The sequence below is a fragment of the Acinetobacter pragensis genome (assembly GCF_001605895.1).
Lineage (GTDB): Bacteria > Pseudomonadota > Gammaproteobacteria > Pseudomonadales > Moraxellaceae > Acinetobacter > Acinetobacter pragensis.
In genome coordinates this window covers 25,609-49,201 of the sequence record NZ_LUAW01000014.1, presented here as the reverse complement: position 1 = coordinate 49,201, position 23,593 = coordinate 25,609, and the positions used below count along the sequence as shown (strand labels likewise).

The window sequence follows — 23,593 nt, the reverse complement described above, 5'->3', positions numbered from 1 at the left end:
GATGGCAATTCAAGAAATATTATCCGCGCTTACGGTCAATGCGATTGATCATGGCCGATACAGATCTTAAGGCAAGCCGTTAAGCCTTCTTGTTTTTTTAGAGAGATTTTAAAGACAAAAAAACCAGTGATTTTCAATTCACTGGTTTGAGCTTTGCATCGGATTAAAAAATTATTTCCAATATTTCAGTTTGCTGGTTTGACCAATCCCCACATTAAAGCTATTGGTCGGATCCAGCTTTTGATAATGATTTTTCAGCGCCGGCTTCGCGACATAAAGATGCCCAACATTGTGCTCCGCAGGATATTCAGCACCGCGCTCATCCAGTAAATGCCACATTTGATGCTCCATCGCTAAAGGGTCTACGCCTTTTTTGACAATATAGTCCTGATGGAACACATGGCAGAGGAAATGCCCGTAATACAATTTATGAAGAATGAGATCATCCATAGCTTTCGGCAATGTTTCTACCCATTCACGGTCATTGCGCCGCAGCGCAATATCCAGCGCGACAATATCCTCTACTTCTGAACGGTGTGTATCGCGGTAGCGGATGGCGGCGCCGGCTACAGCAAAACGGTGCAAAAATGCCTTACGCCCTTCTTCTTCTGTGCAATGGAAATAGCTGCCTGAAGATTGACCGTGGAAATAGGTTTTCAGAAAATCCTCTGCCAAATGCGCATCCTGATTTTCAATGCGGATCACCAAATGATGTTCATATAAATCGCGGAATTCGTTCATGCGCGGCGGCAGATGATTAGGCATAAATTTAGTTACCAGCTGCAGCACTTTATCTGACAAACCTTTCATGCCGAATTTTTCAAGATAGCCGTCTACCTTATCTTTCATGGCAAATGCCGCCGGTACTTTTGCCGTCCCGAACTTTTCAATAAACATGAAGGTATCTTTGCCATATTCAGCGCCTATGTCATAAGCGACACGGTGAATATATTCTCCAGCTATCGGCAGCCGCGGCAAATCTTTAAGCAAAAAACGGCGGATTTCAGTCAGATCATGCTGTGAATTGGTGCCGACATAAAATACCTGACTCGGAATTTTCTCAAAGGTGTCTAAACGCACTGCAAATACGCAAACTTTACCTGCAGAACCCGATGCTTCAAATAAGCGTGTCGGGTCGGCATTAAAACGGGCCGGCGTGTTTTCATCCACTTGTTTCACATCATGTTCATATCGCTGATCTGATGCACAGCAGCTTGAATTATTAATGATATCATTAAGCTGATACTTTTTATTTTCCAGCTTGGTCAGAATCTCTTCCGGCGATGCACCCAAGTTCACCCCCAAATGATTGACCAATTCTAATTCACCAGCATCATTTACACGTGCATACAGGGCTAACTCTGTATATGCTGGCCCGCGGCGCACCAAGGCCCCGCCAGAATTGTTGCACACCCCGCCAAGAACTGAAGCTCCAATACAGGATGAACCAATGACTGAATGAGGCTCACGGTTAAATTGCGCCAATTCTTTTTCCAAGCGGTCCAGCGTAGCGCCCGGCAGGCAAATCACTTGCTTTCCCTCATTAATCACCTGAATACCGGCTAAACGGCGGGTACTCATCAAAATTACCGGGCGGTCATAATCATCACCAAACGGTGTCGAACCTCCGGTCAAACCCGTATTGGCCGCTTGCATAATCACAATGCAATCTGCATCCACTGCCGTTTTAAGCACTTGCCATTGTTCCAGCAATGTTCCCGGAACTGCAACGGCTAAAACCTGACCGGCTCCGTAACGGCGCCCCTGACGGTAAAGGCGCGTGTCGTTATCATCGGTCAGCACGTGCTGTTTGCCGACAATGCTGATGAGTTTTTGAATAGTTTGCTGTGTATCTGAATTGGATGGCATCTGTCATTTCCTATTGATGAATTCCCGTGCTTAATCAATACGGTATTCATTACTGCGGAGTCTTTTCAATCTTATATATATTTAGGAATTAGCCTTCGATTCGACCTGCTTTTCTTTGGGAAAAAGCAGGCAAAACCATTGTCATCCGTAAAATTCGTCAAATTCCATCGAATCAATATTTTCATCGCAGAAACATAATATTAAATATGCAGCTCTGCCTCGAACAGTTACGGATGACGTTTACACGTATTAAATTCAAGCATTGGCTCAAATTCAATATTCAAAATTAATATTTAAGCCAGCTCTTTCTCTAATTTCACTAAACAATCCGAAGTAATGTCAGCAATGGTTTTTGCGCCAGTCAAGGTCATGGCTACACGCATTTCCTTATCAATCAGATCAAGCAGATTGGAAACGCCTTCGCCGCCTGCTGCACCCAATGCATAAACAAATGCCCGGCCCAGCATGCAAGTGTCCGCTCCCAAAGCCAGCATGCGCACAACATCCAGCCCATTGCGAATACCGGAATCTGCCAGAATTTTAATCTCGCCTTTCACCGCATCAGCAATCGGAGGCAAAGCGCGCGCAGAAGATAAAACACCATCCAGCTGACGACCCCCATGATTGGACACAATAATGCCGTCTGCGCCAAAACGTACAGCATCTTTGGCGTCTTCAGGGTCTAGAATGCCTTTGATGACCATCGGGCCATCCCAAAACTCACGGATCCACTCAAGGTCTTTCCACGAAATGGACGGGTCAAAATTATTGCCCAGCCAGCCAATGTAATCTTCCAAACCGGTTGGCTTGCCCAAATATTTAGAGATATTGCCTAAGTCATGCGGACGGCCCAATAAGCCGACATTCCAAGCCCAGTGCGGATGCATGCAAGACTGCACATAACGGCGCATCGCTGCATTTGGCCCGCTCATCCCTGAATGCGCATCACGGTAGCGTGCGCCTGGCACAGGCATATCCACGGTAAAGACCAGCGTTGAACAGCCAGCCGCCTTAGCCCGCTCTAAAGCATTTTTCATAAAACCGCGGTCACGCAAGACATACAGCTGGAACCACATTGGACGGTTGATTGCAGGCGCAACCTCTTCAATGGGGCACACAGACACTGTCGACAACGTAAAAGGAATGCCTTTTTTGTCAGCCGCGACAGCAGCCTGAACTTCACCGCGCCGCGCATACATGCCCGTTAAGCCCACTGGCGATAAAGCGACAGGCATCGATAAAGTTTCATCAAACAGCTTGGTTTCTAAACTCAGCTGCGACATATCATTCAGTACACGCTGCCTTAACGCAATTTTCGATAAATCTTCCACATTACGTTTCAATGTGTATTCCGCGTATGCGCCGCCATCAATATAGTGAAAAAGAAAAGGCGGTAAACGACGTCGTGCGGCTTCACGATAGTCATTTGCAGAAGAAATAATCATGGCTATATCCTGTTTAATCTACTGGCACGCTGTCGACGAGCTTCTTCTTCATCAATCAAGCGCACCTGTTGAACTACAAACTCAATATGTCCGCACACTGCGTTTCGGGCAGCGTCCGGATCACGGCGTTCAATTGCATCCATCACTTGAAAATGCTGATCACGCAATTGATCAAAACGGTGCGCGTCTGTATAGACTTTACGGCGGCCTAAGACGACGTTAAATTTCAGCAAGTCAAACAAGCTGCGCATCATTTGTATTAACACTAAATTATGTGAGGCTTCAGCAATGGCCAAATGAAACTTTGCATCCGCCATGGATGCCTGAGTATCATCCCCAATCGACTGATAATAAGAAATCTGCTCATAGTACTGACGAATATTTACCAAGTCTTCAGGTGTTGCCCGCTGTGCGGCATACCACGCTGTTCCGCCTTCCAAAATACTGCGTGCTTCCTGCACGTCAAAACGGTAAGCAGGATCCTGATCAATCAAATTGCTCAGCGGCTCTACAATTTGATGATTTGACCAGCTGTCAGGCAACTGCTGCAGAAAGCTCCCCGACCCGGCTTTGCTCACCAGCATTCCGGTGCTGACCAAATGCTGTATCGCCTCACGCAGCGAAGAGCGGGAAATTCCAAGCTGTTCACATAATTTACGTTCTGCAGGCAAACGGTCTCCAATCTGCATATTGCTCTGTGCAATCAGTATGCGAAGCTGCTGTACGGCTTGATCGGAGACTTTCATCTGCATTTCTCTACTTTTTCATTGATCCCGCATTACGGAATCATCCATGGGAACACATAGGCTTGTAAGGTAATCATAATGCCCATCATGATTGTGAACGTTATACTGTGTTTTACTGTAAAACGGAACAAATCAGATTCTTTACCCACCAAACCTACGGCTGCGCATGCAATCGCAATCGACTGAGGAGAAATCATTTTTCCTGTTACACCGCCGCTGGTATTGGCCGCCACAAGCAAGACTTCCGGCACCCCGATTTGCTGCGCCGTTGTCGCCTGCAATGCAGAGAACAGCGCATTTGCAGAGGTATCTGAACCTGTCAGGAATACGCCTAACCAGCCTAAGAATGGCGAGAAGAAAGTAAATGCCTTTCCGGTATGCGCCAATGCCAGCGCCAAAGTGGCAGACATGCCTGAATAGTTTGCGATGAAAGCAAATGCCAGCACCATGCCAATCGAATAAATAGGCACTTTCAATTCATTCAGTGTTTCACCGAAAGTAACCACTGCCTCTTTCGGTTTCATTTTTAAAAAGAAAATCGTGATGACAGCGGCAATAAAAATGGCTGTACCTGTTGCTGATATCCAGTCAAATTTATAAATGGCATCATAGTCTTTGATGTCTGGAACGACCGGCGGAAGCTTCTGCACAAGCTGATGCAAATACGGCACTTTAATTGAAATGACTAAATCACTTAATGCACCGTCTTTTGCAAATAAATCTTTAAAAGGCTTGATGCTCCAGACCGTTACCATTGCTGTCAATATCGCAAATGGTGACCATGCTTTGGCAATTTGGCCTAGGCTGTACTTCTTCTGCTTTTGAGCCTCAAGCTCTTGGGCAGCCGATTGATCCAGACTTGCATCTTCATTTGAAAAACGGAAAATATGCTTGGGTTTCCAAAATTTCAATAAAATGGTCAATGACACTAAAGATGCAATCGCCGCGGTAATATCAGGCAATTCAGGCCCAACAAAGTTCGACGTTAAATACTGCGCAATCGAAAAAGAACCAGCACCGACAATAACAGCAGGCCAAGTTTCTTTTACACCGCGCCAGCCATCCATAATGGCCATAATCCAGAACAGTACAATCGGCACCATAAACGGCAGCTGACGGCCCACCATTTGACTGATTTCCATGGTGTCTACACCGGACACCTGACCTGCAACAATAATTGGAATGCCCATTGCGCCAAATGCCACAGGTGCAGTATTTACAATCAAGCAAAGTCCAGCTGCATACAACGGCTTAAAGCCTAAACCAACCAGCAGCGCTGCGGTAATGGCCACCGGTGCGCCGAAGCCAGCCGCGCCTTCTAAGAAGGTGCCGAAAGCAAAGCCGACCAGCAGCATCTGCAAGCGCTGATCTTCGGTAATGGACAAAATGGAAGAACGGATAATATCAAACTGGCCCGTTTTCACTGAAATCTTGTACAAAAACACCGCGCCGATAATGATCCAGGCAATCGGCCAGAGGCCATAAAAGAAACCGTAAATCATTGATGCAAACGCCATAGCAGCCGGCATTTGATATGCAAACAGGGAAACCAGCAGTGCTAAGACTACGGTAATCGTGCCTGCAACACTGCCTTTTAGGCGAAAAACCGCCAAGGCCAAGAAGAAGAAAATAATCGGGATCAGGGCAATTAAGCTTGAAAGCCAAATGTTCCCCATAGGGTCATAAATCTGTTGCCATTGCTGAAGCATTGTCATCTCCTTGAAATGCTTTCTAGAACACAAACCGGTCTGATCATCCATCGCATAACACGATAATTGGTATGACCAATAATCAATTAAGTAAAAAATATATCTCTTTGAGAGAGAATATCGTACTTTCTGTTGATTTAAAGATCAATTATTAATTAATGAATTAAAATTGGTCATACCAATATTATCATTCAAAACGGAGTTTTAGTGCCAATTTTAGGCTGCGGGGAAAACAGATCAAATTATATAAATCTTTCATTTTTAATATTTTTCATTGGAACAGCAGTTTCTCAAGCTACAGGTCTTATACTTTAGTCTAAAACAAGCATTTAAGCAGGTACCTATCAAACACATCGGCACAATAAACCGCAGCGGCTGCATGAATTTTCGGCCAATTCCATCGTCGCTCAAATCATCGCTTAAAGCGCCTGCCCTGAAAATTTGAAATACTGATTTTCTATGCAATATATGATGTGCTGAATCATTTAACTACGGCATTTCTTAAGCTTCAGCATTGATCTACACATTAATCCATATAAAAACAGAATATCCCGTTTATTTTTCCCATTGTTTTTTTGACGTTTTCCACAGAGAAAACAGCCCCAGCACCGTTCCGATCGGAAAGCTCAGCAGCATGAGAACCGCCATGACCCGCGACAAAATCAGCCCTGCATTGTTCCCCTTTTTAACTTTAATGCAAGCCAGCACATTCAAGCCGAACATGAGCAGCATCAGCACACTTAATACCGCCAATTCAATCATTGGAATGGTGCTTTGCTGATATTCCACATACCAGACAATAGCCAATGCGCAAAACAGCAGCCCGGCATAGATTCCATGCACCAAGCTTAAGGTTTCGTTCTTGCTTTTTTGATGCGGATATAACGGCGGTAAATGATTCATGACCATAATGAGCATTCCCCAATAAAATGTGTTTTTAACTTAACTTTTTTTAAATATTCAGAAGTTGCCAATATCAATATATCAGCAACTTAGACTTCTAATGTGAATGTATTGCGATTTAATACCGATTTTCCATTATGGCGCGCTGAATATTTTGCTTTGATGCAAAATTCAATGAACTCAAAATAATGCCGGCGCAAATAAAAGCAGCGCCAATCAGAATATTGATTGTGATCGGTTCATGCCACAGCACATGTCCAAAAAACAAGCTTAGTATTGGAATGCACATCACTGAAATTGAAGCGACAAAAGTATCAACCTGACTCACAATCCAATTCCATAACGCAAAAGCAAAACCTGTCCCAATCACCGCAATATAAAACAGAATCGAGTCATTCAGCGGATTGAGCCACACCTTAAAATCTACGGGTTCAAATGCCAAAGCGCCAATTAAAATGATGAAACCGCCAATCAGCATTTGCCAAATCGTCAGCTTCATTTTGTCATAGGCCGCAAAATTCTTTTTGACGTAAACCGTTGTCATGGCCCAGAAAAAACCGGACAGAATCAAAAAACCTTGACCGATTAACGCCAAATTCAAATGCATGTGGTGCAGCTGCGACCACAGAATAGCGGCTAAACCTAATGTCCCGCACAGCAGCCCGATGACTTTTTGCGTATTTAAGCGCTCTTTCAAAATATAGTGCGCCAAAACGCCAATAAAAATCGGCATGGTAAATACCAGAACAGCAGATAAGCCTGAATCTACAAATTGCATGGCAAATGTCTGCGTCGCATAAAAGCCGATGCAGATCATCAAACTGGAAATAATCAGCTTTTTCCATTCCCCTTGAGCAGGCAGCACAGATTTTTTCAGCAGCAGCTGTACAGCAATGAGTGTCAATGCCGCCAAAATCAAACGCATTGAAATAAATAAAAATGGCGGAAAAATTTGCAGGCTGTGCTTGACCAAGCCCCATAGAGATCCCCACACCAGACAGAGCAAAGCAATGGCGCTCACAACTTTAATATTCATTAGCTGTACTCAACAGATGGAAAGTTCGGGTAGTGTAAATAATAAATGACATCATGAATAATGTTATATTTTAATCTATACATCATTTTTTTTGATGCCTTGGTTTAATCATTGGTGATACCTGCCTAGGCCCATATTTGAGGATGCGAAATGAATATCGATATGAGTGATATCAAATCATTTGTGACCGTAGCAGAGCTTAAAAGCATTACCGCTGCCGCGCATAAGCTCAATTACTTGCAATCCAATATGACGGCTAAAATCAAAAAAATTGAAAATCACTATGACCGTCAGCTTTTTATTCGCAAGCCTAAAGGCGTAGAACTGACTGAGTCAGGCATCAATCTTTATCAGCAATACAAAAAAATGATGTTTACTTGGGAAGAAACTGAACATAAAATTTATCAGCAAGAAAAATATTTACGTTTTGGCACCAATACCAGCTTAGGCGGCATGCGTTTTTACCCCTCTTTTAGCCAGCTTTACGAAACCTATCCAGAACTTTCAATCACCATGAAAACTGGGGCAACAGGCTTTATTGAAGATGAAATACTGCAGGGAAATTTAGATATCGCCTATGTGCTTGGACATCCGAAACACAAAAATCTGCAATACATTCACAAAGCGGATGACCATTTGGTACTGATTGGAAAAAATATCATTAACCATGACAACATTGCCGATTGCATGCATCAGCAAAATGTTCTCCTTGCTTCAGAGCAATGCTGTTACTCCACAACTTTGGATCAAATGTGTTCAGACTATCAGATTCAAAAAGGTGAAATTACCCATATTTTTGACCATGAAGCGCTGATTCAATTTACACAGCTTGGCATGGGTATTTCTATGATTGCCAAATCATTGATTGAGAAATTCAATATTCAATACTATATGGAAATCCCTGAACAATACCGCAACATCGGCTTGTATCTGATTGCACGAAATGATCATGTATTTACGCCAATAGAAAAGCAGTTTGTAGGTTTGAATGATCAGCTATAAGAAATAATGATGATACAAATGGTTATTTTATTGATTCATTTCAAAGGCAAAATCTAGCAATTTTTATCATCACTTCTGCGCAGCGTATCAGCCCTGCGCATATATTCAGATAATATCTGAAAAGATTTTCCGCTTCGCTGTATAAAACGAAAATGATGTTCATTTGATCAAATTTGCCGGCACATATTCCTATTCATTCTATTTCTTCGATAAAATCTATTCTTCGTATTGTTTTTTTATCTATTCCGAATTTTTTCAGAAAAAAAATGCGCCAAAAAGTGATATCATTGAAGAAATATATATTCTCTCGGGCCACCCTTTTCAGGTGCCTATTTTAATATCGTTAGGATTAACAATGACTGATAATGCAACTATCTTGCAGAATGTCCCTGTTGGCAAAAAAGTTGGTATTGCCTTCTCTGGTGGTCTAGATACTTCAGCTGCTCTTTTGTGGATGAAACAAAAAGGCGCAGAACCTTATGCTTATACAGCAAACTTGGGTCAGCCTGATGAAGACGACTACGATGCGATTCCACGTAAAGCGGAAGCGTATGGCGCAGTAAAAGCACGCTTAGTTGATTGTCGTTTACAGCTTGCGCTTGAAGGTATTGCTGCGATTCAATGCGGCGCTTTCCATATTTCTACTGGCGGCGTGCCATATTTCAACACGACGCCTTTAGGCCGTGCAGTTACAGGCACAATGCTTGTTACCGCCATGAAAGAAGATGACGTCAACATTTGGGGTGACGGCTCTACTTATAAAGGCAACGACATTGAGCGTTTCTACCGTTATGGCCTATTGACGAATCCAGCGCTTAAAATCTACAAGCCATGGCTGGATCAAACCTTTATCGATGAGCTTGGCGGCCGTGCAGAAATGTCACAGTTCCTTATCGACAACGGTTTTGACTATAAAATGTCAAAAGAAAAAGCGTATTCAACTGACTCGAACATGCTGGGCGCAACCCACGAAGCAAAAGATCTTGAATACCTGAATGCCGGCATCAAAATTGTTGATCCGATTATGGGCGTTGCGTTCTGGAAAGAAGACGTGAAAATCGCTCCTGAAGAAGTATCAATTACTTTCGAAGAAGGTTTCCCTGTTGCAATCAACGGTCAGCGTATCGAAGATCCAGTAGAATTCATTCTTGAAGCGAACCGTATCGGCGGCCGTCACGGTCTAGGTATGTCGGATCAAATTGAAAACCGCATCATCGAAGCGAAATCTCGCGGCATCTACGAAGCTCCGGGTATGGCGCTGCTTCATATTGCTTACGAACGTCTTGTAACGGGTATTCATAACGAAGATACCATTGAACAATACCGTATCAACGGTTTACGTTTAGGCCGTCTTCTTTACCAAGGCCGCTGGTTCGACTCACAAGCGCTGATGCTTCGTGAAACTGCACAGCGTTGGGTTGCTAAAGCTGTAACTGGTACGGTTACTCTTGAACTTCGCCGTGGTAATGACTACACCATCATGAATACTGAATCTGAAAACCTGACTTATGAAGCTGAACGCTTGACGATGGAAAAAGGCGATTCAATGTTCTCTCCTATGGATCGTATTGGTCAATTGACTATGCGTAACCTAGATATTACAGATACTCGCGCTAAATTAGGCATCTATACTGGCGCTGGCTTACTTGCAGTAGGTACTGGCTCTGCTGTGCCGCAATTAAAAGACAAAAACAAATAATCATTTGTTTTATCTTCAAAAACCGCTCATTTGAGCGGTTTTTTTATGTCTAATTTTTTAATATCTCATAATAAAAAACATCAAGATACAGATAATTCACCTGACAAGCCAAAGCCAATATTGACCAAAACTGTTCAAATAATTTGAATAAGGCTCGGCAACTTAATGTTTAAGCCACTTGTGCAGAACGGATAGATTGATAATAAATTTGGTTGCGGCCTAACTGTTTGGCGCGGTACAGCGCTTGATCCGCAATGGACAGCAAGTCTTCTTTAGACAGTTCCTCACCGCGGAATACCGTAATGCCCAAACTGATGGTCACATGCCTGGATACCAACGATTTTTCATGCGGGATTTCCAAACGGTCAATGGCTTTATAAATATTGGATGCAACAGCATAGGCGCCATGCGCATCAGTTTCCGGCAGCAGCACTACAAATTCTTCTCCCCCATAACGGGCCACAAAATCCATATGGCGGATGGCATTCTTAATGCTTTTCGCAATAGATGAAATCACATCATCGCCCTTTTGATGCCCGTAAAAATCATTGTAATTTTTAAAATGATCGACATCGATAAATAGAATGGATAGCGCGCTTTCATCCCGCTTCGCCTGTTCATAGCAGGTATCCAGCATTTCATCAAAAGTACGGCGGTTGGAAATTTTCGTCAGCTCATCATGCTGGCTTAGGTGCAGCAATTCTGCTGTATGTATACGGTGAATTTTTTCACTGATATCCGCACGCTTCATACTCAGAAAAATCATCCGCTCCCGCGCGCACAGCATTTTACTGATTGCAAAGCCCAGTACGCAGCTGCCGATCAGTACACGCCCAATCACCATGGCATCAAATTTGACATGCAGTGAAAACAGCATCAGCAAAGTGACAATTGCGGCCGTGAGTCCAGTCATCAGCATATGAGCGGGTTTCACCCCAGTCAGTATATAGCCCAAGATATAAATCATGCAGATGATCATCATCGCTTGAAGCTTTAATGCGGGCGTATAGACCGTGATGGTCAGCCACGTCATTGAAATCACTGACCAAAACACGACGGCCATAGCAGCATAGGGAAAATAAAGATTCAACTGTTTATAGTGCGCAAAAACATATAGGGTCAGCAGGCAAAAAGCGCCATTCGCCAAACCGGCTAAACAGTGCGTAAAATCATGCGCAAAAAAAGCATCTTCGATGATCCAGTAATCGCCGGGAATCATCAGCAACGTTAAAATAAAATAGGTTAAAACGCCTATCCAGACATATTGATTAATGTTGTCCCGGGCGCGGTCTAAATTCAGGGTCCAAAATTGAGTTTCCAGCTTTTTGGGAAATGCCTGCCCCACACGGCGGCTTTGGCGTGCAATCAATTCTTCTAATTTTTCTTTATCATATTGCAATTTTGCAAGATTATACTTGTATTCCATTGCCAACGATTTATTTAATTATTTTAGTGCCTTTAAAATAACACATTTTTTTCAGATTATTTATCTGGCCCGCGCCATTTGTCTTTAAAACACGTTACCATTTTCACACTTTTTGCATTATCATCTATTTTATTTGCAAGTTTGAAATTGCCTTGAACTCGATTACTATTCTTCAGCCAGACGACTGGCATGCCCATTTGCGTGACGGCCTAGCATTAAAGCGTACAGTTCCTGATTTAGCGAAGCAATTTGCCCGCGCTATCTGCATGCCAAACTTAGTTCCGCCTGTAAAAACGGTAGAAGAAGCAAATGCTTATCGTGAACGCATTATGGCGCATGTGCCTGAAGGCGTTCATTTTGACCCCCGCATGGTACTGTATTTCACAAATAATACGGCCCCAAGCGAAGTGCTGAAAATCAAGCAATCTGAGCACGTCAATGCCATTAAACTGTATCCAGCCGGCGCAACGACAAATTCAGACAGTGGTGTCAGTGACATCAGTAAAGTATACGGCGTCATTGAACAAATGGAAGAACACCAGGTTCCGCTGTTATTGCATGGTGAAGTGACGCATAACCATGTCGATATTTTTGACCGTGAAAAGCGTTTCCTGGATGAAGTGCTTTCTCCGCTGCTGAAGCAGTTTCCAAAATTGAAGTTGGTTTTAGAGCACATTACCACCAGTGAAGCTGCGCATTTTGTCTTGGAGCATGACCGCAATGTGGCGGCCACCATTACCCCGCAGCACTTATTATTTAACCGCAATGACATGCTGGTAGGCGGTGTAAAGCCGCATTTCTACTGCCTGCCGATTTTAAAGCGTCAAACACATCAGCAAACTTTGCTTGAAGTCGCCACCAGCGGCAGCCCTAAATTTTTCTTAGGGACGGACAGCGCGCCGCACTCAAAAAATGCTAAAGAAAATGCATGCGGCTGTGCAGGGTGCTATAGTGCTCCTACCGCAATTGAGCTGTATGCTCAAGCATTTGATCAAGTCGGTAAAATTGACCGCTTAGAAGGTTTTGCCAGCCACTTTGGCGCAGACTTCTATGGCCTGCCGCGCAATACCAATACCATTACATTGGTAAAAGAAGATCAAGTGATTCCTGAAAGTTTAGACTATTTGGATGGTGAACAGATTATTCCGCTGCATGCGGGTAAAACCATTCAATGGAGAAAAGTGTGACAGATGAAACTCTACCAGTAATTGGTCAGCGTTTCCGTGGATTCCTGCCGGTCGTTGTCGACGTCGAAACTGCAGGCTTTAATTCACAGACCGATGCATTATTGGAAATTGCAGCCATACCTATTGTGTATGATGCAGAGGGAAAATTTGTACCAGGTGAAGCGCATCATGCGCATATCAATCCTTTTGAAGGTGCAAACTTAGACCGCAGATCATTGGACTTTATTGGCATAGACCCATTTAATCCAATGCGTATGGCAATGGCTGAAGATGAAAAATCTGCGTTAAAGCGGATTTTTAAATCAGTCAATGAAGTACGCCGTCAGCAGGGCTGCACCCATGCTGTTTTGGTTGGCCACAATGCGCATTTTGATTTGGGTTTTGTACAGGCAGCCATTGCGCGTACTGGAACGAAAAACCAGAATCCGTTCCACAGTTTTTCGGTTTTTGATACTGTGACTTTAAGTGCAGTGGTGTTTGGTCAAACCGTTTTAGCAAAATCCTGCATTCAGGCGGGCATTGAATTTGACGGTAAAGAAGCGCATTCAGCGCTTTACGACACCCAAAAAACAGCTGAATTGTTCTGCATTATTTTAAATAAGCTTGGCCCGCATTTGTTGGACACCTTAAGCGCTGACAAATAAAACCGCTCTGCCCCTTTTGCCTGAAACTTTGAAGACATCGGCTTCTGCTGAATTCAAGTTTAAAGCGCTTTAGGGGCGTATTCTTTATTAATTCTCTATTCTTCTAATCGTTTTTTTATATTAATTAAATCGTTTTTTTATATTGAAAATAATTCTCATTTATATTGATTATTCAATGTAAGTTAATGATAATCGATCGCATTATTATTTGCGTCATTCTTACACTATGCGATTCCCTCTTTCTCCTCTTGCACTGGCTATATGTTCAGTTCTTAGCCCTATCGCATATGCAGATGATGCAGAAAACCCAGCCGTACTGCCCGAAGTTAAATTGAACACTATTGTTGTAGAAGCAGAAAAGGCAAATGAAGTCGGACAAACCATTTACAGTAAAGAAGATTTAGAAAAAACGCCGAACAGTTCAAAAAATATTACCGATTTTTTGAAAGTGAATCCAAATGTGCAATTTAGTAATGATCATCGGGCGGCAGGTTCTCAAGGTGAGCTAAAACCTGCCGAAATATCTATAAATGGGGCTCCAACCTACCGCAACAAATTTATTATAAATGGCGTTAACTCTACGAATAATGTAGATCCTTTAGGCAGCGGCGATTCATATGATGGTCAATTGGATAATGGTTCACAAGGTATCGCGCTTAATACTGACTTAATCTGCAGTTTAGAAGTTCTGGACAGCAATATTTCTGCTGAATATGGTGATTTTACAGGCGGTGTTATCAAAGCAACAACATGTGCCCCAAATACTGAAATTGGTAAAATCCACGGCTCCATTACTTACGACTATACTAGCAGCGATTGGGCTGATTATCACTTTGCTACAGATGAAGAAGAGGATGAATTCGCTGAACCCAGCTCAAACAATCAAAAAGATTTCACAAAACAAGGTATTAGCGCCAACCTTTACAGCAAGCTATCCGATAACTGGGGCATTAACTTTTATGCATCAGGACGACAATCTTTAATTCCTGTGATGAGTGGTCTAAACGATCCCAAAAAGGTAGAAAAAGACAGAACAAATATAAATACTGGAGCTACTTTTTTTTATACACCATCCACTGATACTAAGCTAAAGTTTGGTTTCGATTACGGCAATTTAGATAGCATTAACTACGTTACAAAACGTTTAGATTCGCGAAGTGTTACGTATACAGAAACTTTAACTCTTTTTGGTGAGTTGATCACTAAACTCAACAATTCAACATTGACACAAAATATCAGCTATCAAACCATGGATAATGCCCGTGAAAATGATAATAATCTAGGCATCTTATGGAAGCAGACTCCAACTAAAAACTGGAGCGACAACCCTGGTCAAGGTTCTACAAGCAGTGATATCAATCTTTCACAAGATGTTTTTGCTTATAGTTTTAAAAATACCTTTGACCCTATAAAACTTACCAATACAACGCACAACATCAGTTTTGGCTCAGGCTTTACCCACACCAATGCTTCTTGGGAACGCCTAAATGATACATACATGTACAACCAATCCAAAAGTTTCACGGATAAAGCAACTTATTCATGTTTAGCAGAGGATATATTATGTGATAGTCCATCTGCTGAAAATACTATGCAGGGACAATTCCTGACAAATGGGAAATACTACCAAAAAGGCACAGCGAATCTATCTCAAGATGCCATATTTCTATTTGCTGAAAATAAGATGGAATGGGATAAATTTTCTGCTCGTTTAGGACTAAGAGCTGATTATGAATCATTAGCTAAAAATTTGAATATTGCACCACGCACTTCATTTAATTATAAGCCATTTAAATCTGATGCCTTAAGCTTTACAACTGGCTGGAACCGCTACTATTCAAACTATACTCTTAATACTGAACTGCGTGATGAAACAGCTCTTCTAGAATACAATTTAAAAAGAACTGCCAGTCCAGAAGATGACTGGGTTAAGACAGGTTTATCAGACTTACTATTAAGTAATGCAAACATTCGCAGATCTGAATTAGATACACCCTATAATGATGAAATTGTATTTGGCATTAATGGACAAGTCAGCAATATAAATATTGCTCTGAAATGGGTTAATCGCGAAACAAAAAACGAGATTACTAAAAGCAGATATACGGCCCCTGGCACAAAAAATACAATCGATCACTATGAATATAGCAACCTAGGTGAAGCTAAAGCTGATATATATACCTTAGCGATCAATAATATAGCCCCCCTAAAATTAAAAAACACTGAACATATGTTTGGTTTTGCTTTTGATTATAATGAACAGGAAAAGAACTATAATACCTATGTAGATTCATTCAATGTCAACAGTCAAACTGCAGCTGAAGACCGTGATGTTATTTACAATGGGCATCGAATTAAATTTAATGAGCGACCAGTTGAAAATTTTGCTCAGCCTTGGACAGCACGCGTAAGCTGGGACGTTGATTTTCTTACATTCCCTCTAAAAATTAGTAACTTCTTAAGCTATAAATCGTCATATGAAGACACCTATAAATTAAAAGCAACTAATATTGACGGTTTAGAAATTTATGAAACAGAAACCATCAAACCTCGCTTTAGCTGGGATTTACGCGGTACATATGCTTTTCAAATCACTAAAGACTACAAAGCTATTTTAGGCCTGACAATCAATAACGTAACCAACAGACATAACACCTACACAAGCCAAAATATCACGGACAGTAGCAATACTTTAAAATCGGAGATCGGCAGACAATTCATTGCAGACGTCACTTTTAAATTTTAGCTTGTAAATCGCTTACATTGCGAAAACAATGCAGCCTGAATTCACAGGCTCTGTAGCTTACAGCCTGCCTTGTTTTCGCTATACTAAGCGGGCTTTGTTCAATCTCCCCCATATTTATGCTGAAAAATATCCTGCTGGTTTTACTTATTTCATTTCCTGCCGCGCTATATATTTATATGGCCAGCCGTGATGACAGCACCAAACCGGCAGAGCAAAAACAGCCATCTGCCGAACAGCATTCGGCAGCACAGTCAAAACCTTAATCCGAATATTTATATCTATTTTATTGATAATAAAATATAAATGATAAGAAAAAACCGATTTATGTGATTTTTCATCTAATCAAATTATAAAATATCTTTTTTACACTTAATCTTTCTTCTATGCAATCTCCCTCTCAGCCTTCGCAGCAACCGCCTGCGGAAGGGAATTCGCCGTCGTTAAAACGCGCGATGACCACGCGCCACCTTATTATGCTTTCCTTGGGCGGCGCTATTGGTACAGGCCTGTTTATGGGATCTGGTGAAGTCATTTCCCAAGCTGGGCCGCTCGGTGCAGTTCTGGCCTACATTATTGGCGGCCTCATCGCCTATATTGTCATGCTGTGTCTAGGCGAACTCGCAGTGCACTTACCGGTATCCGGTTCTTTTGGCGCCTTTGCAACCCGCTATATCGGCCCAGGAACAGGCTATATGGTCTCTTGGATGTATTGGCTAGGCTGGTCCGCCACATTAGGTACAGAATTTACCGCAGCTGCCATGCTGGTGCAGGAATGGTTTCCGCAAACCTCTATATGGCTTTGGACACTGATTTTTGCTGCCTGTGTCCTGCTGTCCAATCTCAGCTCAACCCGCACCTTTGCTGAATCTGAATTTTGGCTGTCCTTTATTAAAGTAGCTACGGTGCTGGTATTTATCGCACTTGGCTTTGCCTGCATTTTTGGCCTGATTTCATTTGAAGGCTACACTTCTGCGCCGCTGTTCAGCAATTTAACTGCACATGGCTGGCTGCCGAATGGCCTGTTCCCGCTGTTTGCGACCTTGCTTATCGTGAATTTTGCCTTTAACGGCACAGAAATGATCGGGATTGCTGCCGGTGAAACGGAAAATCCGGAAAAAAATGTCCCTAAAGCTATTCACGCGGCAGTATGGCGCTTAATGATTTTCTTTGTCGGCACCATTATCGTCATCGGTTCACTGCTGACCTATACCGATGCAGGCTTAAATGTCGGCGGTCATGGCGGCCTCAGCAGCAGCCCTTTTGTATCCGTCTTTAATCTTATGGGCATTCCTTATGCAGAGGATATTATCCGTTTTGTGATTATCACAGCGTTATTGTCTACTGCAAACTCGGGCCTCTATGCAGCTTCACGCATGATGTGGGCGCTTTCCGCTCAAAATCAGCTGCCCCGTGTATTTGCCAAAGTCAATAAAGCAGGCGTGCCGGTCGTTGCCATTTGGGTCACCATGATCGGCGGTTTGCCGGGTCTGCTGTCTGAGCAGTTTGGCGCTGATGTGATCTTTAAAAACCTGATGGGCGTGGCCGCCTTTACCATGGTGATTGTGTGGATGAGCATTTGCTGGAGCCAGTTCAACTTCCGCCGCCAGTGGCTGAAACAAGGCCACAGTGTCAGTGAATTGAAGTTTAGAACACCATGGTTTCCGCTGGTGCCTATTTTAGGATTTATCTGCTGTACGGCCACCGGCTTGAGCATGGCGGCTGACCCTGAAATGCTGTCCGGCTTTATCGGCTGCCTGCTGTTTATGGCGGCATGTTATGCCAGCTATTATTGGTTGTATCACAATAAAAATTAAAGCCTAGATGCATTTTCATTGAACAATGTCGTTAAAAGCGCAGCCGCCATACTGCGCTTTTAACGTTTAGGCACTTTTATTTAGCCTGATCTCTCATTTTTTAATCAAATAATTCAATATTTTAAAAATAATGCCTTCTCAGGTTTGACAGCATTTTTAAAAATCCCTAATATAGCCATCACCTCGCAACGTCCCTATCGTCTAGAGGCCTAGGACATCGCCCTTTCACGGCGGTAACCGGGGTTCGAATCCCCGTAGGGACGCCATCTATCTTTTTATAGATTATCAATTCATCAAATAATTAAAACTCGATTGCACTCTCGCTGTTTTTCTCTACAATAGCTCGCTTCACTGATTTTCTTAATGACAATTTATGCACTCATCTCCGAATGATGCTTCGCATCAGGGCAATTCAGCGCCTTTAAAACGCGCTATGAGTACCCGGCATCTGGTCATGATTTCGCTTGGCGGCGCAATCGGCACAGGCCTATTTTTAGGGTCGGGTGAAGTCATTGCACAAACGGGGCCTATTGGTGCCATTATTTCTTATTTTTTAGGCGGCATTATCGCCTATATGGTCATGCTTTGCTTAGGCGAGCTCGCTGTCCACATGCCTGAATCCGGCTCTTTTGGCGCTTATGCAACGCGCTATATTGGCCCAGGCACAGGTTATACCATGACTTGGCTGTATTGGCTGACGTGGTCTGCAACGCTAGGCACTGAATTTACCGCAGCGGCCTTGCTCATGCAGGAATGGTTTCCGCATGTTTCAGTCTGGCTATGGACAATTATTTTTGCAGCGTTTGTTTTTTGCATGAACATGAGTTCAACCCGATGGTTTGCAGAATCTGAGTTTTGGCTGGCGCTGGTCAAAGTCATTACAGTCATTGCATTTATTGTGTTGGGCTTGCTGGCTATTTTTGGCGCAGCCAGCTACCAAGGCTATGAATCTGCACCGCTGTTCAGCAATTTGACCGCTCAGGGCTGGTTTCCGCATGGGCTGTTCCCTATTTTTGCGACCATGCTGATTGTGAACTTTGCCTTTTCCGGTACAGAGCTGATTGGTGTTGCTGCCGGTGAAACTCAAGATCCTGCTAAAAATGTGCCTAAAGCGATTAATACTGCAATTTGGCGCCTGCTGATTTTCTTTGTCGGCACCATTGTGGTCATCAGCGCTTTGCTGCCGCATCAAATGGCAGGACTGGATGCTGAAGGGGTCAGCAGCAGTCCATTTGTGACCGTGTTCAATAATATCGGCATTCCATATGCAGAAGACATTATCCGCTTTGTCATTATTACTGCGCTCTTGTCAGCCGCCAACTCAGGTTTATTTGCCGCTTCACGCATGATGTGGTCACTGTCGTACAAAAAACAGCTGCCCGCCGTTTTTTCAAAATTAAACCATCGCGGCATTCCTTACGTCGCAGTCATTGTGACAATGTTCGGTGCGGTGCCAGGTCTATTGTCAGAACAGTTTGCGCCTGAAACTATTTTCAAGAATTTACTGGGTATTGCGGCATTTACCATGGTTGTGGTGTGGATGAGTATTTGCCTCAGCCAGTTCAACTTCCGCCGCCAGTGGTATAAAGACGGCCACAGCAAAGCGGAGCTTGGCTTTGCTGCGCCTTTATTTCCTATTGTGCCGATTTTAGGTTTTGTATTCTGCCTAATCACCTGCATCAGCATGGTTTTCGATCCTGAAATGCTGCCTGGCTTTATCGGTTGCATGATCTTTATCGCCTGCTGCTACGCCAGCTATTACACGTTTTACCATACGAAAAACTGACAGCTGAAGCAGATTACCAATTGCAGCAAATCAGAGCAGCCCAGGCTGCTCTTTTTTATGTATAAAATAATGGTATTCATCATGATGGAATGCCTTATGAAAATAATATTTATCCATGGCATGAATCAGCAAAATCATACGGCTGAATCTCTGAAACAGCACTGGCTGAATATTTTTCAGCAAGGTTTGAGCTGCGGCAAATATCCGCTGAAAATCTCGGATTTAAAGATCGAGTTCCCTTTTTATGGCGATCTGCTTCTTCTGCATCATCAACAAAACAACATTGATATGAACACCCTGCTGCCTAAAACGCTGTTTCATTTTCCGCTGCATTTACAGCGTGAAGAAAAAGAAGCGACTGAACACAGCGAGTTTATTCCTTTTTTACCGCACGAAAGCATCAGTCAAACCCTGCCGATTTCAGAAAAATTAGCGCTGTTCACCGCCATCAGCAAAGATCTTATTTTAAAAGAGTTCACGATTTTACTGAACCGCTTTCCTCGGCTGCATGAGCAGCTGATCCACCGCTTTTTAATTGAAACTTATTTGTATTTGTCCAATGAATGCTTTCTTCGGGAAGTGCATAACCGTATTTTACAAACCCTAAGCCCGCATGAGCAGCATATTGTGGTGGCGCACTCACTCGGTACGGTGATTGCCTACAATTTACTGTACCGGCATCCAGAATTAAAAATTAAAAATTTTATTACCTTAGGCTCTCCGCTTGCATTCCGGGTCGTGCAGGACAAAGTCATGCATCCAATCATCCGGCCTGCCGGCATTCGGGGCAATTGGATTAACTTTTATTCACATGATGATTTTCTGACAGCCTTCCCGCTCAGCTGCGCCCCTTTTACTTTTACACCGCCCATTTGCAATCATGAAATCTCAACCTTTGCCAACCGGCCGCATGAAATTATTGGATATTTACAGCATCCCGATGTCGTACAGAAAATCATTCAGCCCTTTTTAAAGCGTTAAAATTCGAGTTTTTTAAGCATTTTCAGCATTAGCGCTGATAATTTATCCAGTTGTTGAATTTTCATGAATTAATTTCAGAAATGCGTTTGACACCCCTCCTATTTCACCCTATTATACGCCCACCTCTGAAACGTCCCTATCGTCTAGAGGCCTAGGACATCGCCCTTTCACGGCGGTAACCGGGGTTCGAATCCCCGTAGGGACGCCAATTTCAGAAGTATGTATGTTTATTTAGTCCCTATCGTCTAGAGGCCTAGGACATCGCCCTTTCACGGCGGTAACCGGGGTTCGAATCCCCGTAGGGACGCCATTAAATTCCAGTGCATGGAATGGTTTAAATATATTTACTTCACGCTGTCCCTATCGTCTAGAGGCCTAGGACATCGCCCTTTCACGGCGGTAACCGGGGTTCGAATCCCCGTAGGGACGCCATATTCGAAATGAGTCTAGACTCATTTCATAGAAAAGCCCGAGCTTATTCAGCCTTGGGCTTTTTTATTGCCTATTGTTTAATAGCTTCATATTTTCATTGCTTTGGCTATAAAGGCTGTGCCACTTCAGATATATTGAAATTCAGCATCAGCTCATCATGATAAAAACAGCATGCAAGATCTAAAAATAACACTGCACCATCTGCCCAATTCCCGCTCTCAGCGGATTGTTTGGCTGCTTGAAGAATTAGATTTAAATTATGAATTAATCATTTGTCCAAATAAAATACAAAGCGGCTTAAAGTTTCCAACCCTTCTGATTCAGCAACCATATGCCGATATACATACACTGACCGAAAGCAGCGCAATTGCTGAATACTTATGTCAGCTGAAGAAGCAGTTTATTTTAGATGCCCCAGACAATATGTACTGGAATTATTGTTTTTATAAGAACTACGCAGATGCCAGCTTCATGCCGAATCTCGCCTTAAAGCAGGTTTTTGCTCAAATTGCCCAGCAGACGCCTTGGCTGCTCCGCTTTGTCAGCCTTGCTTTTAAAGCGGCCTTTAACAGCGCTTATTTAACCCCTGAAATCACAAAACAGCTGCAAATGCTGGACAGCCATTTAAAAAACCATATTTGGCTGGCAGGTAACCAGTTCAGCTGCGCAGATATCTTAGTGTGGTTTCCTTTACAGGCCAGCCAGTCTGCGTTGCTGAGTTTTACCGCCTATCCAGCATTGGCGCGGTATTTAACCCAAATTCAAAGCAGGCCGGCCTTTCAAACTGCATTGCTGAAAGGCCATTGGTCTACTGAAGAGTTTCAGCGCTATTGGCAAATCACCCAATAATGCCAGATAGAGTTATTCCTAAGCTCAACTCTAATTATTGCGCTGCGCCTTAAGCCGATTTACGTGAATTGACCCGGCCCTTAATGACTGCGGTCAAATTGCCTTTTAAATATTTAAAGAACACTTTTAAAGGCGACAATTTCGGATTCGGCTGTCTGCCTTCACCAATGGCTTTGAATTGCGCGGCATACCAAATAATTTCCATGATCGCCATTTTATCCACCATGGGAATGCCTGTTTTAATTTTATTGACGCCATAACGCACATCCTGACCTGCAAGCAGGCGGTCTGCCAATGCCGTTTCTACAGCAAATGGACGCGCGATGCCGACAAACTCACAGGCGCCGCTGTCCAGCGCAGCATTCATGCCCCGCACGGTACGGAAGCCGCCTGTCACCATTAAATGGCAATTCACTTCTTTACGGATTTTATCGGCAAAGTCCAAGAAATAGGCTTCGCGGGCAATCGTCGATGCTTTGCGTTTATCCTCTTTCGCACCTGCCATGGCAGGAGCTTCATACGTTCCGCCAGAAATTTCAATCAAGTCTATGCCGGCTGCATCAATCGCTTTAAACACCGTAACCACGTCTTCTTCACTGATGCCGCCGCGCTGGAAGTCTGCTGAATTCAGCTTGACCGCAATAATGAATTGATCTGATGTCACAGCGCGGACCGCTTGGTAAACCTCCAACAGAAAGCGCATACGGTTTTCAATAGAGCCGCCCCATTGATCTTGACGCTGATTGGTTAATGGCGACAAAAACTGGCTGATTAAATAACCATGCGCGCCATGCAGCTGCACACCTTCAAAACCCGCTTTTTCACATACCGCCGCTGCTGTGGCAAAGCGCTGGATGATGTTTTGAATTTCTTCTTCACGCAGTTCACGGGGCGTACCGAAAGTCGTTGCCAGCATCGGGCTGAATGGGACAGCAGACGGCGCAACCGTTTCTTTATTCAAACCTTTCGGGCACTGCCGGCCAGGATGCGACAGCTGCACCAGCTGCACCATGCCATATTTTTTTCCTAAATCCGCCCATTGCTTGAGCAGCGGCAAATCACGCTCCGACTCAATCGCAACCACACCCGGTTCATTTTTAGCGCGAATATCTACCATGACATTGCCAGTAATTGCACAGCCTAAACCGCCTTTTGCCCATGCCTCATACAGGCCAAAATGCAAATGATTCGGCTGGCCTTGAACGTTGGCCAGCGCTTCACTCATCGCGCCTTTAATAATGCGGTTTTTAAATTGCGTTTTCCGTATTTGGATCGGTTCTGCAAGATGGCTCATGTCATTTCCATTATTCTTTAAATAG

General features: G+C 43.4%; 18 protein-coding genes and 4 tRNA genes. 14 read left to right on the top strand and 8 right to left on the bottom strand.

From position 1 onward, the window contains the following. Positions 1-171: 171 nt before the first annotated feature. From dld to AZH43_RS05605, 6 genes are all read right to left on the bottom strand, one after another. Positions 172-1,869 carry a D-lactate dehydrogenase gene (gene dld / locus AZH43_RS05630; protein ID WP_067667480.1) on the bottom strand — a complete coding sequence of 566 codons (1,698 nt, stop codon included), beginning with the start codon at positions 1,867-1,869 and terminating at the stop codon, positions 172-174. A gap of 293 nt (positions 1,870-2,162) precedes the next feature. Beyond that, positions 2,163-3,314 (bottom strand): FMN-dependent L-lactate dehydrogenase LldD, encoded by a 1,152-nt coding sequence (gene lldD / locus AZH43_RS05625; RefSeq protein ID WP_067667479.1) that lies wholly within the window; start codon positions 3,312-3,314, stop codon positions 2,163-2,165. A 2-nt stretch (positions 3,315-3,316) separates the two neighbouring features. After that, on the bottom strand, positions 3,317-4,060 hold the full coding sequence (gene lldR / locus AZH43_RS05620) for a transcriptional regulator LldR (RefSeq protein WP_067667685.1): 744 nt from the start codon (positions 4,058-4,060) through the stop codon (positions 3,317-3,319). A gap of 32 nt (positions 4,061-4,092) precedes the next feature. After that, complete coding sequence (gene lldP / locus AZH43_RS05615; RefSeq protein WP_171254427.1) at positions 4,093-5,775, bottom strand: L-lactate permease; 1,683 nt, start codon at positions 5,773-5,775, stop codon at positions 4,093-4,095. A 549-nt stretch (positions 5,776-6,324) separates the two neighbouring features. Next, on the bottom strand, positions 6,325-6,678 hold the full coding sequence (locus tag AZH43_RS05610) for a hypothetical protein (RefSeq protein WP_067667472.1): 354 nt from the start codon (positions 6,676-6,678) through the stop codon (positions 6,325-6,327). 112 nt (positions 6,679-6,790) lie between these two features. Beyond that, positions 6,791-7,708, bottom strand: coding sequence for a DMT family transporter (locus AZH43_RS05605; RefSeq protein WP_067667467.1), 918 nt, complete (start codon positions 7,706-7,708; stop codon positions 6,791-6,793). Positions 7,709-7,858: 150 nt separating this feature from the next. Here AZH43_RS05605 and AZH43_RS05600 point away from each other — a divergent pair, with 150 nt between their 5' ends. Together AZH43_RS05600 and argG are read left to right on the top strand one after the other, a co-directional pair. Next, a complete protein-coding gene (locus AZH43_RS05600; protein WP_067667466.1) occupies positions 7,859-8,710 on the top strand; it encodes a LysR family transcriptional regulator in 852 nt (283 codons plus the stop codon). Positions 8,711-9,065: 355 nt separating this feature from the next. Continuing rightward, positions 9,066-10,409 (top strand): argininosuccinate synthase, encoded by a 1,344-nt coding sequence (gene argG, locus AZH43_RS05595; protein WP_067667684.1) that lies wholly within the window; start codon positions 9,066-9,068, stop codon positions 10,407-10,409. A gap of 169 nt (positions 10,410-10,578) precedes the next feature. On the opposite strand, the gene AZH43_RS05590 is transcribed toward argG, so the two are convergent. After that, the gene (locus AZH43_RS05590; protein WP_067667464.1) at positions 10,579-11,835 is read right to left on the bottom strand and encodes a GGDEF domain-containing protein; all 1,257 of its coding nucleotides are present in this window, start codon (positions 11,833-11,835) and stop codon (positions 10,579-10,581) included. A gap of 152 nt (positions 11,836-11,987) precedes the next feature. On the opposite strand from AZH43_RS05590, the gene pyrC reads away from it, so the two are divergent. From pyrC to AZH43_RS05535, 12 genes are all read left to right on the top strand, one after another. Continuing rightward, positions 11,988-13,022, top strand: coding sequence for a dihydroorotase (gene pyrC, locus AZH43_RS05585; RefSeq protein WP_067667461.1), 1,035 nt, complete (start codon positions 11,988-11,990; stop codon positions 13,020-13,022). After that, a complete protein-coding gene (gene rnt / locus AZH43_RS05580) occupies positions 13,007-13,666 on the top strand; it encodes a ribonuclease T (protein ID WP_067667460.1) in 660 nt (219 codons plus the stop codon). Before pyrC ends, rnt begins: the two co-directional genes overlap by 16 nt. Positions 13,667-13,874: 208 nt before the next feature. Continuing rightward, positions 13,875-16,412: a TonB-dependent receptor plug domain-containing protein gene (locus tag AZH43_RS05575; protein WP_227509788.1), complete on the top strand. Its 2,538-nt coding sequence runs from the start codon at positions 13,875-13,877 to the stop codon at positions 16,410-16,412. A 116-nt stretch (positions 16,413-16,528) separates the two neighbouring features. Continuing rightward, entirely contained in the window at positions 16,529-16,675 is a 147-nt protein-coding gene (locus AZH43_RS18650) for a hypothetical protein (protein ID WP_162840077.1), read from the top strand. Positions 16,676-16,795: 120 nt separating this feature from the next. Beyond that, complete coding sequence (locus AZH43_RS05570; protein WP_067667457.1) at positions 16,796-18,226, top strand: amino acid permease; 1,431 nt, start codon at positions 16,796-16,798, stop codon at positions 18,224-18,226. Positions 18,227-18,416: 190 nt separating this feature from the next. Next, positions 18,417-18,492: transfer RNA gene (locus tag AZH43_RS05565), tRNA-Glu, on the top strand. A 107-nt stretch (positions 18,493-18,599) separates the two neighbouring features. Next, positions 18,600-20,012, top strand: coding sequence for an amino acid permease (locus AZH43_RS05560; RefSeq protein ID WP_067667456.1), 1,413 nt, complete (start codon positions 18,600-18,602; stop codon positions 20,010-20,012). Between the two features lie 96 nt (positions 20,013-20,108). Further along, positions 20,109-20,993, top strand: a complete 885-nt coding sequence (locus AZH43_RS05555) for an alpha/beta fold hydrolase (protein ID WP_081406778.1) — start codon at positions 20,109-20,111, stop codon at positions 20,991-20,993. Between the two features lie 132 nt (positions 20,994-21,125). Further along, positions 21,126-21,201: transfer RNA gene (locus AZH43_RS05550), tRNA-Glu, on the top strand. A 26-nt stretch (positions 21,202-21,227) separates the two neighbouring features. Then, positions 21,228-21,303: transfer RNA gene (locus tag AZH43_RS05545), tRNA-Glu, on the top strand. A gap of 46 nt (positions 21,304-21,349) precedes the next feature. Then, positions 21,350-21,425 (top strand) — tRNA-Glu (locus tag AZH43_RS05540). Between the two features lie 171 nt (positions 21,426-21,596). After that, positions 21,597-22,274 (top strand): glutathione S-transferase, encoded by a 678-nt coding sequence (locus tag AZH43_RS05535; protein ID WP_067667453.1) that lies wholly within the window; start codon positions 21,597-21,599, stop codon positions 22,272-22,274. 49 nt (positions 22,275-22,323) lie between these two features. Here AZH43_RS05535 and AZH43_RS05530 read toward each other — a convergent pair whose 3' ends face one another. Then, positions 22,324-23,568, bottom strand: a complete 1,245-nt coding sequence (locus AZH43_RS05530) for an NADH:flavin oxidoreductase/NADH oxidase family protein (protein ID WP_067667451.1) — start codon at positions 23,566-23,568, stop codon at positions 22,324-22,326. Positions 23,569-23,593: the final 25 nt, after the last annotated feature.